Annotated in this window: 8 protein-coding genes; 7 read left to right on the forward strand and 1 reads right to left on the reverse strand. The window is 47.8% G+C overall.

Annotated features, from left to right (window positions below; genetic code table 11):
* The first annotated feature begins 425 nt into the window (after nt 1-425).
* The 7 genes from ABDW32_RS07085 to ABDW32_RS07115 all read left to right on the forward strand — a co-directional run bounded on the left by ABDW32_RS07085 (nt 426) and on the right by ABDW32_RS07115 (nt 14,122).
* The gene (locus tag ABDW32_RS07085; RefSeq protein WP_343560817.1) at nt 426-3,287 is read left to right on the forward strand and encodes a TIM-barrel domain-containing protein; all 2,862 of its coding nucleotides are present in this window, start codon (nt 426-428) and stop codon (nt 3,285-3,287) included.
* 27 nt (nt 3,288-3,314) lie between these two features.
* Complete coding sequence (locus ABDW32_RS07090) at nt 3,315-6,452, forward strand: TonB-dependent receptor (RefSeq protein ID WP_343560819.1); 3,138 nt, start codon at nt 3,315-3,317, stop codon at nt 6,450-6,452.
* 12 nt (nt 6,453-6,464) lie between these two features.
* A complete protein-coding gene (locus ABDW32_RS07095) occupies nt 6,465-8,093 on the forward strand; it encodes a RagB/SusD family nutrient uptake outer membrane protein (RefSeq protein ID WP_343560821.1) in 1,629 nt (542 codons plus the stop codon).
* A gap of 51 nt (nt 8,094-8,144) precedes the next feature.
* Entirely contained in the window at nt 8,145-9,080 is a 936-nt protein-coding gene (locus ABDW32_RS07100; protein ID WP_343560823.1) for a hypothetical protein, read from the forward strand.
* Between the two features lie 10 nt (nt 9,081-9,090).
* The gene (locus ABDW32_RS07105; protein WP_343560825.1) at nt 9,091-10,710 is read left to right on the forward strand and encodes a glycoside hydrolase family 43 protein; all 1,620 of its coding nucleotides are present in this window, start codon (nt 9,091-9,093) and stop codon (nt 10,708-10,710) included.
* A 30-nt stretch (nt 10,711-10,740) separates the two neighbouring features.
* Complete coding sequence (locus tag ABDW32_RS07110) at nt 10,741-13,185, forward strand: sugar-binding domain-containing protein (protein WP_343560827.1); 2,445 nt, start codon at nt 10,741-10,743, stop codon at nt 13,183-13,185.
* Between the two features lie 196 nt (nt 13,186-13,381).
* Nucleotides 13,382-14,122 (forward strand): FISUMP domain-containing protein, encoded by a 741-nt coding sequence (locus ABDW32_RS07115; protein WP_343560829.1) that lies wholly within the window; start codon nt 13,382-13,384, stop codon nt 14,120-14,122.
* 89 nt (nt 14,123-14,211) lie between these two features.
* Here ABDW32_RS07115 and ABDW32_RS07120 read toward each other — a convergent pair whose 3' ends face one another.
* The gene (locus ABDW32_RS07120) at nt 14,212-14,814 is read right to left on the reverse strand and encodes a DUF4142 domain-containing protein (protein ID WP_343560831.1); all 603 of its coding nucleotides are present in this window, start codon (nt 14,812-14,814) and stop codon (nt 14,212-14,214) included.
* Nucleotides 14,815-14,856: the final 42 nt, after the last annotated feature.

The raw sequence follows: 14,856 nt of genomic DNA on the forward strand, positions 1-14,856 counted from the left end.
CTGCTATGATGTTTTCGCTGATTTATCAATAATGGTCGTGCCGATCCACTATTTTGTGTTCTCCAAATTCGGAAGACAAGTATGAATAGCTGGATCAACGATCCATGCAGCCCATACAGCATATCAATTATCCATGGCTGCAATCGCTTATGAAGTGCAAGTCGGCAATCCAAAATAATTCAGCAAATAAATTTTAGATCCGCTTTCACAACTTTATTTCCACTTCAACGTAACTTTCTTTAAAGCAGATAGTTAAAATATAGTGTATTCCGATTTTCCGCTCGCATGTTAACAAATCACCCCCTAAAAGTGAACAAATCATAACCTTAAGACAACCGGTTGCACTTTATATTTGACTTGTTCTTTCACTAGGAAAGCACAAGCAATAACCAAGGGAATATAATAACCAATAAATCTTTATTTACATGCGCAACATAACGTATGCTTTAAGTGGTCTGATGTTCTTTACGATGATGCATCAAGCATCTGCACAAGCTCAGAAAGCTCAGTTTGAAAAAACCACCACCGGTATGAAGGTCAGCTTCAAAAATTCCGCGACCTCGATTGATCAGGACGTCTATCTCGACGCCATTACGGATAAAATCATACGGGTAACGGCAGTGCCTGCTGGCTCTGGCTTTCCGAAACAGCAGCACCTGGTGATCGTAGACTCCTTGCACCGGCAGCTGAAATCATTTGCTGCCAGATCGACAGACTCAACGGCCACGATACAGACAGCGGATCTCCAGGCCATTGTTTCGTTGAGCAGCGGTAAAGTAGAATTCTATGACTTAAATGGCCGTCCAATTTTAAAGGAAGCAAAACGAAATTCCGGTTCCTTTACTGCGGCTAGCTATAACGGCGATGCTTTTTACCAGATCAATCAGGATTTTATGGTTCAACCGGAGGAGGGGATCTATGGGCTTGGACAGCATCAGAATGCGGTTATGAATTACAACCGCGGAAAACAGGTCACGCTGCTGCAGTACAATACCGAAATCGGCATTCCGTTTTTGCTATCCACCAACAACTATGGTCTGCTCTGGCATAATTACTCGATCACCAAAGCCGGGGATGTGCGCCCATTATTACCGTTGAATGCATTTAAGCTCTCGTCTGTGGAAGGAGAGCAAGGCTGGCTCACGGCTACTTATATGAACCGTAATACCGACTCGGTATACCTGTCCCGTCCAGAATCGATCATCGATTATGGCTATTTAACGGACCAGCACAAGTTTCCCAAAGAGATCAAACTTGCGGATACGAAGGTAGTTTATGAGGGTACACTTGCCTCGCCCTACGCCGGCAGGCATATCCTGCACTTCAAATATTCGGGGTATATGAAGGTGTGGATAGATGGTCAGCTCGTCGCGGACCGCTGGCGGCAGTCCTGGAATGCCGGCACTTTTGAGCTTGAAAAAGACCTGGAGAAAGATCAGCCGCACCGGATCCGGATGGAATGGATCCCAGATGGCAGCGAGTCTTATTTTACCCTAAACTGGCAGAGCCCAATTCCCGCTACACGGCAGAACCTCTTTTCATTTAATTCCGAAGCCGGGGACGCAATCGACTATTACTTTGTCCATGGTGAATCTATGGACGATGTCATCAGCGGGTACCGGCATTTGTCAGGCAAGGCTCCGATTATGCCGGTCTGGAGTTTTGGTTTTTGGCAGAGCCGCGAGCGCTACAAAACGCAGGCGGAAATTGAACAGGTGGCCACGGAATTCCGCAAACGGAAAATTCCAATTGACAATATTGTCCAGGACTGGTCGTATTGGTCAGAAAATGACTGGGGAAGTCAACAATTTGATTTAAACCGCTTTCCGGATCCGAAGGCGATGCTGAAGAAATTGCATGACCAAAATCTGAAGATCATGATTTCCGCCTGGCCAAAAATAAATGAAGAGTCGCGTGTATACCAGGAGTTTAAAACCAATAAGTGGATTTACCCACGGAATATTTACGATGGCCGCAAAGATTGGATCGGCAAGGGTTATACCTCTACATTTTATGATCCTTTTAATCAGGGTGCGCGGGATGCCTTCTGGAAGTTATTGGACAACAACTTATTTAAAATAGGCATCGACGCCTGGTGGATGGATGCAAGTGAACCGGATATCCATTCCAATATCGATCTGGATGAACGCAAAGCTGTTTTTCAGCCCAGCATCGGTTCCTCGGTACGCTACTATAATGCCTTTCCGCTTCAAAATGCGAAGGGTATTTACGAGGGGCAGCGCGCAACAGATCCCAATAAGCGGGTGTTTATCCTGACACGTTCATTTTTTGCCGGTCAGCAACGCTATGCCGCTGCCGCCTGGAGCGGGGATATCGCATCCCGATGGCACGATATGAAGGACCAGATCGCAGGCGGAATAAATTTCTCCATGTCCGGCACACCGTACTGGACGATGGATGCGGGTGGATTCCTCGTCGAAAATAGGTTCCATAAGCCCAATGCGGTGGATCTGGAAGAATGGCGTGAACTTAATAGCCGCTGGTATCAATATGCTGCATTCTTGCCACTGTTCCGGGCACATGGCCAATTCCCGTTCCGAGAACCTTATCACATCGCTCCCGCGGAGCACCCTGCCTACAGAAGCATGCTTTATGCCATCAATCTGCGCTATAAAATGCTAGCCTATAACTACAGCCTGGCGGCAAAGACCTTTTTCGATGATTATTCGATGATCCGGGGGCTGGCCATGGATTTTCCGCTGGATAAAGCAGGATTTGACCGTAATGACCAGTACCTATGGGGACCATCTCTATTGGTGAGCCCCGTCACCGAGAAAGGTGCACGAAGCCGCAAAATACATTTTCCACAGGGTGCTGATTGGTATGATTTATACAGCGGCAAGAAAGTCAGGGGCGGCCAGGATCTCCTCGTAGATGCGCCATACGAGCGTATCCCAGTGTATGCAAAAGCCGGTGCGATCGTTCCGATCGGTCAGGAGCTGCAATACAGCACGGAGAAAAAGCAGACTGTACTGGACCTCTATATCTATGCCGGTGCCGATGGCCAGTTTTCGTTGTATGAAGATGAAGGCGATAACTATAACTACGAAAAAGGAAAATACAGCCGCATTGATATCCGCTACGATAACAGTACCCAAACCTTGTCCCTAGCCGACCGCAAAGGGGAGTTTGAGGGTATGCTGCGCAGCAGAAAATTCAATATCATCTTCGTTAGCGACAGTAATGCAGTTGGAATCGACAGTAGTACCAAAAAATCAAGGGCAGTATCTTATCAGGGTAAAGCCCTACAGGTTAAATTAAAATAAGTAAAACCAATTTATAAATCAAATCATATGATAAGCAAACAATTGTTGAGCAGGGGAGTGGCCGTGGTAGTCATGACCGGCATGACCTCGCTGGTCTGGGCGCAGTCCTTTACGGGGTCCGTTGTTTCCGCTGATTCTGGCTTGCCGATCGGGGGTGCAAGCATTAAAGTAAAGAATCAGAAGATTTCAACGAGTACAGATGAATCGGGTAAGTTCTCATTACAGGCCGCAAAAGGAAGCGTGCTGACGATCTCTTACGTGGGCTATAAAACGCAAGAAATTACAGTCGCCGGAGCAAATGGCATCATTCGTCTGCAGCCTAGTACCTCGGATCTGGAAGAGGTCGTAGTCATCGGCTATGGTGTGCAGAAGAAAAAGCTAAATACCGGCGCGAATCTGAAAGTAGAAGGCGAGGAACTGCAGAAACGGAATCAGCTGAATCCCCTGCAGTCCCTTCAGGGGCAGGCGCCGGGCGTTTCCATTACTTCCACCTCCGGTCAGCCCGGAGCGGATATGAAGGTCGTCGTCCGCGGCTTAGGGACAATTGGCAATTCGGGCCCGCTTTATGTCATTGATGGGGTGCCCGGAGGTGATATTTCGGTATTGAACGCTGCAGATATCCAGTCGATCGATGTTTTAAAAGACGCCGCTTCGGCAGCGATATACGGTTCGCAGGCAGCCAATGGTGTAATCCTGGTGACCACCAAGATGGGCGCTGCCGGTAAAAGCCAGCTGTCTTTTGACGGGTATACGGGTATTCAGAACGTATCACGCAAAGTGAAGCTGCTGGATGCCCATCAGTATAAAACAATCATGAATGAGCAATCCCTCAATTCAGGTGCTGCTGCCATTGATTTTGATGGCATGGCCGGACTCGCCAATACTAGCTGGCTGGATTATATGTTCAAGGACAATGCAAAAATGGACAATTACAATGTGGCCCTCACTGGTGGTTCGGAGAAATCCACCTACGCCCTGTCCATGAACTATATCAGTCAGGAGGGAATCGTCGGTGGTAAAGATGTATCCAACTACGAGCGCTATGGCTTCCGGACAAATTCAGAACATAAGCTGTTCGATAATTTTGTGAAAATCGGGCAGCACCTTAATTTCAACTACATTAAAAATCGGGGAATCGGTGTTGGTAACCAATACAACAATACCTTACGGGGAGCTTTTACCACCTCGCCGTTGTCACCCGTTTATTCGGACAACGGACTATATGGAAGCCCCTTCAACGATACGTCCAACTCGCCCTGGTACAATGGGGACAGTAATCCTTATGGCGTGATGATGACCAATTCGAATAATAGCAACGATGGCCAGAAATTACTGGCCGATATTTTTGCCGAGATCGAACCGGTCAAAGGGCTTAAAGTACGCTCTTTATTAGGATTCAACTATTATGCTTCGGAATACCGGAGTTTTACACCCCTGTACCGTTTTTCCATTTATACATACAACCAGGACCATACCACTACGTCCCAGAATATGAGCAAGGGACATACATTGACCTGGACCAATACCGCTTCCTATGATTTTGATATCCAGACGGATCACCGCTTTTCGGCCATGATCGGGATGGAATCATTGCGGTATCAGGGCACCTACCTCTCGGGTTCAAACTGGAACCTGCTTTCGCAGTTCAACGATTTTGCGCATGCCTATCTGGACAACACAACTGGGCAGGCACATCTGGATGAAAAGGGCAATGTTGTCGAGACGCGCACTGTTTCGGGAAAACCGGAGAACGTCACCCGCCGGGTGTCCTACTTCGGCCGGTTAGGATACAATTACAAAGAGAAATACCTGTTTAATGCCACCCTTCGGGCCGATGCTTCCTCCAAATTTTCACGTAGCAACCGTTGGGGCTATTTCCCTTCGGTTTCAGCAGGTTGGGTAATCTCTTCGGAAGATTTTTTCCAGGAGAACCTACCGGGAGTAAACTTCTTTAAATTGCGGGCTTCCTGGGGACAGGTGGGCAACCAGGATATTGCTGATTTCCAGTATGCGGCACCGATCAGTACCTCAACAGGTATCACTTCATCCAATCCCGGAGCCCATTATGTATTCGGTACCAGCAACAACAATATTGCCGGAGCTTATCCGAGCCGCCTGTCCAATCCCAATCTAACCTGGGAAACCTCCGAACAGACAAATGTTGGATTTGATGCCAAATTCGCACAGAGCCGGCTGGATGTCGTCGCTGACTTTTATGTCAAAAAGACCAAAGACTGGTTGGTAACAGCTCCGGTGCTGGCCACGACAGGTACGCTGCCACCTTTTATCAATGGCGGTGATGTGAAGAATACAGGGGTAGAACTCGGACTGAACTGGGCAGATAAAGTGAATGAGCTTAAGTACCGTCTGGGCGTAAATGGCGCTTACAACAAAAATAAAGTGGGTAAGATCCCTACTGAAGACGGTATTATTCACGGCCAGACAGCCATGTTATACGATAATTCTGAGGAATTTTACCGTGCCGCCAATGGACAGCCCATCGGTTATTTCTGGGGCTACAGCACCGCGGGATTATTCCAGAACCAGGCTGAAATCGACGCCTGGAAAAATGCTGGAAAGGGCATCCTGCAGGCAGATGTCAAGCCCGGTGATGTAAAATATGTAGACCAGAATGCTGATGGCATTATCAACGCCGCCGACAAAACAAATCTTGGTGTGGGCATGCCTAATTTTACCTATGGATTTAATATCGGACTGGATTACAAAGGATTTGATTTCTCCGTTAATGCTTACGGTTCTTTGGGTAATAAGATTGTACAGTCTTACCGTAATCATACCAATAAGCAGGCGAATTATACCACCCGCATCCTGGACCGTTGGACGGGTGAAGGTACTTCCAATACCATACCGCGTGTGACCGAAACAAACGTCAACTGGCAGTTTTCGGATTTATACATCCAGGATGGCGATTTCCTACGGATTAGCAATGTCACCCTGGGTTATGATCTTTCCAAACTGATCCGGTGGAAATACGCCAATCAGATCCGTTTCTATGTACAGGGGCAGAACCTATTCACCTTTACGAAATATGATGGAATGGATCCGGAGATCGGCTATGGTACAGATGGTTGGGTATCGGGTATCGATCTGGGCTATTACCCTAGACCCCGGACGGTATTATTTGGTTTAAATGTTAAATTCTAAAATCGAGAAATCATGAAAAAAACAGGTTATATCTCTTATTCAATGCTATTGGGATCGCTATTATTGGGATCCTGTTCATCCAGTTTCCTGGACGTTGAACCGATGACAAGTGTATTGGAGAGCAATTTTTATAAAACAGTGGCCGATGCCGAAATGGCTTTAATAGGTTGTTATGACGGTTACCAACGGACAACCTCCAACGGGAGCCAGGCCTTTTATATTACCTCGGAAGTCGCCTCGGATAACTGTTTCGGCGGTACCGGAACAACAGATGGCCGTGGTTTCCAGGCCATAGACCGCTTTGATATCGGGCAGTCCCAATCGGACAACAATATTTTTGATGGGACGTGGTCAGACTACTATTCGGGTATTTTTAGATGTAATACGCTGCTAGGAAAGTTAGATGGCACAGATTTCTCGGGCAATACAGCGGCACGCGCACGGATCGAAGGTGAAACGCGCTTCCTGCGGGCAGTCCTATACTTCGATTTGGTGCGTCTCTTTGAGAACATACCACTGCTGACCAGCCCCACGAGCGATAATATTCCACAATCAGATCCAAAGGAAGTGTATAAACTGATTGTTTCAGACCTAAAATTTGCTGCAAGCAGTATCCCGGCCGATGCTTATCCAAAATCGGCTGCCGCAACCAACGATGGCCGCGCAACGCCGTTTGCAGCAAAAGCACTACTGGCACGGGTTTACCTCTTTTATTCTGGTTATTATGCCGCCGAAGATATTGGCGTATCCAAAGCCGAGGCGCTGGCGGGACTGGAAGAGGTGATCAAAAGTGGCCAATTTGCACTAGTCGCTGATTTTAAAAATTTATGGCCGGCATCAAGTTACATTCCCAATGCCGCCGACAATACATTGGATATTTCCAAGTACGCCGGTAAAGGGAACTCCGAAGTGGTATTTGCACAGAAATTTAACAATACATCGGATTACGAAGGTCATATTGATGGCAACCGCTGGGTCGTTTTCTTGGGCTTGAGAGGGAAGAGCTGGTCTCCCTATGGCCAGGGATGGGGCGCATGTACTGTAAGCAAAAGCTTCTTTAATGCCTTCGATAACAACGATACCAGAAAAACAGCGTCCATTATCGATATCAACGGAGAGAAGATACCGGATTTTAATCTGAAAGACCAGCGCGAATATACGGGCTATGCCATCAAAAAATATGCACCGACAGCATTGCCGGATGGCACCACAAATACAGGGGGGGATAAGGATATGCAATTGTCCCAGGATCAGGATTACTTTGTGATCCGGTATGCAGACGTGTTGCTGATGGCGGCTGAACTCGGTTCGCCCAATGCGCAGCAATATTTTGACCAGGTGCGCAAGCGGGCCTATAAAACCAATTTCGTTGCATTGCCCGTCTCAAAAAGTAATATCCTGAAAGAGCGGAATTTTGAATTTGCCTTTGAAGGTATCCGCTATTGGGATGTGCTGCGTCAGGGTGTCAATAATGCCGCCGCAATCATAGAAACTTCCGAAGATGTGCTTAGTGGTTCGGCTCCCGACAAAGTTGTTATCACAAAGAGCAAATTTCTGGCCACCCGCGGATTTATGCAGATTCCCAATAAGCAGATCACGTTGTCAAATGGAGTACTGAAACAAAATGCAGGCTGGAATTAATGAAAAGTACCGTTAAAAGGTCGCTTGGTTTAACGATATAAATCTATATACATGAAAAAGATAATACACTATGTCATGGCCCTCTTTGCGCTGATGACGATGGCCGGAGCTTGTTCTCCGGAAAAATATGCGTTAGGGGAGATCGACGTCAGTCCGGCACAACTGACTGAAGGTAAATCCTACCGTATTGAACATGATGTAAATAATCCGAATATTGTTTATTTAACGAGTTTGATGGATCCCAAATACACTGCGCTTTGGGAACATCCCCAAGGCCGGAGCCAGGATAAAAAGGTGACTTTAAAAATGCCTTTTCCGGGAGAATATACGGTTAAGTTCGGGGTTGAAACCCGGGGCGGAATCGTATATGGCGAGCCTGTAAGCTTTAAGATTGACGCGATGTATGCTGAATTTATCAGTGACGAGACCTGGACATTATTGACCGGTGGTGCAGGGCAGGAGAAAACCTGGTATCTGGATCTTGATGCAGCAGGAGTATCGCGCCATTTTAAAGGGCCTATGTATTTTTATGGAACGGGCGACTGGTGGGGCACAGTGAACAAGACCGGCGAACCCTTGAACAGCGACAGCTGGAGTTGGGAACCCGACTGGAAGGGCAATAGCTGGCTAATGCCAGCCGGCGATTATGGTCGTATGACTTTTGACCTCAAAGGCGGCGCCAACGTCAATGTAAACCATGCCATGCTGGGAAAAGTGCAGAAAGGTGTTTTTAATATTGACACCGAAAAGAAAACCATGCGCATGACCGGGGCATCGCCACTCCATGGCAAACCGCAAGATGGTATCGTGGTAGACTGGGGTGATGTTCGCATTATGTCGCTGACAAAGAATACAATGCAGCTGGCTGTCTTAAGGGATCCTGTACTTTCGAATGACGGTGCAGCCATGCTGACTTTCAATTTTATCAGTAAGGAGTATAAGGAAAGTTTGGATCAAGGAGGATCGGAATCCGGTCCGGCCAAATAAGAGGAATAACATGACTATATATCACATGACTTCAAGGTACTTGACACTTCTTAGCTCCACGATTTATTGCAGCTTACTCTTTTTGCTGGCAGCGCCGAGCTATGCACAACTGGGGTTTAAAAACCCAGTTGTCCGAGGATTTAATCCAGATCCGAGCATCTGTCGCGTAGGCGATGACTTTTACCTCGTGACCTCTTCTTTCGAATATTTTCCGGGGCTTCCGATATATCATAGTAAGGATCTGGTCAACTGGGAGCAGCTGGGGCATTGCCTGACACGGTCTTCACAGCTCAATCTACGCGGAGTACCTTCTTCGGGAGGGCTATTCGCGCCTTCGATCCGCTATCACGATGGTTTATTCTATGTCATATGTACCAATGTATCGGACAAAGGCAATTTCTATTGCACGGCAAAAAACCCGGCTGGCCCCTGGAGTGATCCGGTCTGGGTGGATATCAAAAGCATAGATCCGGACATTTTTTGGGATGAGGACGGCAAAAGCTATTTTGTGACCCAGGGAGATGAAGGAATCCGTGTGACGGCCATAGATCTGAGTACCGGGAAGCTGACCTCGGCGGAAAAAGTGGTCTGGGCCGGAACGGGCGGGCGCTTTCCCGAGGCACCACATATCTACAAAAAGGATGGTTACTATTATCTACTATTGGGTGAAGGTGGTACAGAATATGCCCACAGTGCCAGTATCGGACGGAGCCGCTCCATCTGGGGGCCTTACGAATCCTGCCCGCTCAACCCAATTCTATCACACTCCAACCGTTTGGGACAGGGAAATCCCATTCAAGGGGTTGGGCATGCGGACTTTATCCAGGCAGCAGATGGCTCCTGGTGGACCGTATTTTTAGGTTTCCGCGTCACGCAACCTTACAGTTATTACCATATACTCGGGCGGGAGACATTTCTGGCACCGGTAAGCTGGCCTAAAGATGGCTGGCCACAGATCAACGGTAATGGAAAGATCCAGCTGGATATGGCGGTGAAGCCCCTGCCAGCAGTTCCTGTAGCAACTCCGACACAGCGCGATGAGTTTACTGCCACACAGCTGGGTTTGCAATGGCAGTATCTTCGGAATCCCGATTCGGCAAAGTACTCGCTGACCGAACGTCGTGGTAGCCTCTGCCTGTACAGCAGTCCGATATCATTAAACGAGACGGAGTCGCCTTCTTTTATCGGCCGCAGGCAAACGGAACACGATTTTCAGGCCAGCGTAAAGCTTGAATTTAATGCAGCTGCCGATAGAGAAGAAGCCGGTTTAACGCTGTATCAGAACAATTCGCACCATTACGACTTCTTCCTCAAACGCAGCGGAAAGGTCTTTATGCTGCAGCTGCGCGCTAAGGTAGGATCTCTGCATTATATTGTTGCTGAAAAAGAAATCGCAGGCAACAAGATAGAACTGCGTATCAGTGGAACGCCTTTAAACTACAGCTTTGCTTTTAAAGATCCAAAGTCCGGGGACTACAGCAAGCTCGCTAGTCTGGATACCCGCTATCTAAGCACAGAGGTAGCCGGCGGCTTTACGGGAGTAATGATCGGTCTGTATACAAGTACCAATGGGCAGCCAACCAATGCGAAAGCATTTTTTGACTGGTTTGACTATCAATCCTCCTATTAAAGTATGGAGCGGTTCCTTTTCTATAATTTTATGCTAAAATTACTTGTTTGCACCCCATATCGCCGCCAACTGAATGTCCTGGGGCTTTGGTTGATCATGACGATACCGCTGTTGGGGCAATCCCGACAGGAAATTAATTTCAATGCAGGTTGGCGGTTTACACTTGATAGTGTTGGGCAGCATAGCCAGGATTCTGGTGGTGACAACTGGCGCCTGCTTGACCTGCCGCATGACTGGAGCATTGAGATGCCCTTCCGCGAACATAGCCCCGCAGGTAGCGGCGGGGCTTATCTGGATGGGGGCATCGGCTGGTATCAAAAGTCATTTAAGCTGCCCCCGGCCTATACAGGTCAGCGGATATTTATCGCCTTTGAGGGCGTGTATGAAAACAGCGAGGTCTGGATCAATGGTCATTTGCTGGGAAAACGGCCAAACGGTTATATCGGCTTTGAATACGAACTATCGTCTTATCTACATGCCGATGGCCGGGAAAATCTGCTAGCTGTTAAGGTCAACAACAATAGGCAGCCCAACTCACGTTTCTATTCGGGTTCGGGCATCTATCGTGATGTTAAGTTGATTGCCCGTAATAAGGTCAGTATCGGAACAAACAGCACTTTTATCAAAGTAGAGCAGCTCAGTGAAAAACAAGCTGTGCTGAGTCTTTCGTTGGACATCGAACAGATTCCCAAACAGACTGGATCACTTTCCCTACGGACACAAATTGTATCACCCACCGGAGAAACGGTTTCCCAGGTTGAGGATATATTGGTCAAGCGCGGCTCCGGCGTCCATCCGTTCCGGCAGAAAATCGTGCTGGACAATCCGCTGTTGTGGGGAGTTGAAACACCACGGCAATATACTGCGAATGTACAGCTTGTATCGGACGGCCGGGTGCTGGATGAGCAGGAAACCAGATTTGGCTTACGCGACTTTAGCTTTGATCAACAGCAGGGATTTGTACTGAACGGAAAGCGCCTTAAGATCCGCGGAGTCTGTCTACATAGTGATCTTGGCGCCCTAGGCATGGCCTTCAACCGATCTGCAGCGTTACGTCAGCTAAATTCAATGAAAGCAATGGGTGTCAACGGGATACGTACATCCCATAATCCGGCCGCACCAGCATTTCTAGATCTATGCGATAGCCTGGGTTTTATTGTGATGAGTGAAACTTTCGATGTATGGAAAGGACATAAGAATCCATTTGACTACCATTTGTATTGGGATAAATGGTTCGAGCGCGACTTTGCCGCCCATGTAAAACGGGACCGAAACCATCCCTCGTTATTCATCTGGTGCCTAGGGAATGAAGTGCAGGAGCAATGGCACTCTAAGTCGGATGGGGCAGCTATTCCCAGGCGCTTAGCAGCAATTGCCGACAGCCTGGACGGTACCCGCCCGACTACCATTGCCAATAATGAGCTGTCCAGCGAAAACCCGGTATTAATGAATCCGGCCGTAGATATTATAGGCTATAATTATAACCATAAGCAATGGGCCAGTTTCCCGTCAGATCATCCTGGGAAGAAGTTTATCATAACAGAAAGCACGTCTGCGCTGGAAAGTCGGGGTCAATATGATCTGGTGCCCTACGATTCAGTGCGCATGTGGCCTGAAAGATGGGATATTCCCTTCAATGGCGGCAATAGGGACAAGTCCATATCAGCTTACGACAACATTTATACCCCCTGGGGATCTAACCATCAGACCAGTCTACGGCTGATGGAGCAATATGATCATATTGCTGGAATGTATGTATGGACGGGTTTCGATTACCTCGGCGAACCTACACCTTATACTTGGCCTGCCCGGAGTTCATATTTCGGAATCGTCGATTTAGCAGGCTTCCCGAAAGATGTATATTATCTGTACCAAAGCGTCTGGACCGACAAGCCGGTCTTACACGTATTACCGCACTGGAACTGGAAACAGGGGGATAAAATTGATGTGGTGGTCTATTACAATCAGGCGGACCGGTTGGAACTGTATCTGAACGGTAGGAAGATCAGCGAGCAATCTAAAGATCCTAGCCGTTATGACCTCGTATTCAAAGCTATTCCTTTTGAGCCTGGGGTACTTGAAGTGGTTTCCTACCGGGGAAACGAGAAAGTAATGCGCAAAACGGTCCGTACGGCAGCAAAGCCATACCGCGTCAAGCTAGTTTCCGAGAAGCCTAGTGTAAATGCTGCAGAGAATGAACTGGCTTATATACAGGCATACGTTGTGGACGAGTTTGATACTGTTGTTCCGGATGCGGCTCATGACATCAAGTTTAACGATGAAGGGGAAGGCGCTAGGATTGTGGCCACAGACAATGGCAATACAACCGATCTCCGGAAATTCCAGTCCAGGGCGCGACAGGCATTTCACGGCAAAGCGCTGGCCATAGTTGCTGTCAAGCATAGTGGCAAATTGATTATCAGGGCAAAAAGTGAGGGACTGATCTCCGGGAGTGTTGAACTGGACGTACAGTAGAAAAAGCAAGTGAGATCTGCTTGTCGTATAGCTTTGTTCGCTATTGCGCTCCACGGCTTAAAGTACTGACGCTGGGACAGTAAACCGGCCAGGAGCAGAAGGTCAGGCAGACCTCAGTTTTTCAGCGCTGAATTCCGGCATTGTCAGCGCGGCACCAAAACAGCTCAATGCGCAAACCGATCTCGGTAAACTTCTATTGTCAACGATTACCATCGGGCCGGTCACGGCTACAAACCTTATGCCGCTGGACAGCCTAAGTATCCTGCCCGGAGTAAAGTACAACCTCAATCTTTCGATTATCCCCAACGATACCTACCTGACTTATCAAGGACAATCTGCCGCACGCATCAATGGGCTCATCTGGATGCGTCATAATCTAGGGGCAAACTACAACCTTGATCCGGATCAAAATCCTTCGTTGAGTGGATTGCATGGCAACTATTATCAGTGGGGACGGAAAGCTGTTGCTGCTACGGCAACAACTGCACCAGGGCCAATTAACCCTTGGAACACGCAAAGTCCAGGCGATAATGCATGGAACTCGGGGACAGAAACAGCACCTGTTAAAACAGCAAATGATCCTTGCCCTTCGGGATATCGGGTACCTACTGAACGTGAAATGGCGATGTTAGATGATGGAGTGACAAATCTCAATATTGGCAACTGGTCGGAATCATCAAGCAACTATTCAGCTGCCCGGGTATTTAAGAGCAACCGAAATGCAAATGTACGCTTAACATTTCCAATTGCGGGCAATAGGGCCCTTGATAACGGTGCCTTAGCCAAAAGAGGTCTTGAGGGCTATTATTGGTCAAGCCAGATTTTAAATAACAGGGTCCGTCACATAAAAATTGTCCAGAACCGAAATGCTACGATTGAAGACAGCAGTTTTGATAGGGACTGGGCCTTTCCGCTCCGTTGTATCGCAGAACGGTAATAATGACACCGTTCCGAAAACACAACATCCAACGCTTTTCTCCTGGAAAAGCGGTGGATGTTAATACACAATAGATCACTGTAAATTGCTTATTGATCCAGTTTATCCTTTACTTTTTTACTGTGTTCCAGATGGGTACGCAGCGTCGGTAAGGTTTTGTCCACAAATGCTTTTAACTCGGTATCTTTGAGATTCTTACTGGCATCCTCAAAAAGTTTGACATCCTTTTCGTGATCCTCAACCATTTCCGCTATGTAGGCCTTGTCAAATTCCCTTCCGGTCTTTTTGGCCAGTTCATCTTTCACTTTTTGCTGATCGGTGCCTAGTGTCGCGGGAACAGTAATATTCTTTGCCTGAGCAAGCGTAGTCAGTTCGTCGTTGGCTTTGGAGTGGTCTTTTACCATCATTTCTCCAAAGGCTTTAACATCTGCATGCTGAGCTTTTTCCTGCGCCAGCTTTCCGAGCTCCACTTCGGCCATACCGCCATTTGCGGCTTCCGTCACAAATTTAGCGTCGTCCTCACTCACGGCGAGTGGCGTGGTCGCTAGCGAATCGTCGTCCATATGCTCAGGCGCCTTTGCTTCATTGGCGCTGTCCGCGGTTTCCTTACTATCCTGCTTCGCGTCGCCGCCACAGCTCTGTAGGGCTACAACCGAACATGCAATCGCTAGGGTCAAAAATATTCTTTTCATATGCTTATGCGTTTTGTTTGGATGGTGAACAGCGCTCAAAGC

The sequence above is a fragment of the Sphingobacterium sp. genome, from assembly GCF_039596235.1.
Lineage (GTDB): Bacteria > Bacteroidota > Bacteroidia > Sphingobacteriales > Sphingobacteriaceae > Sphingobacterium.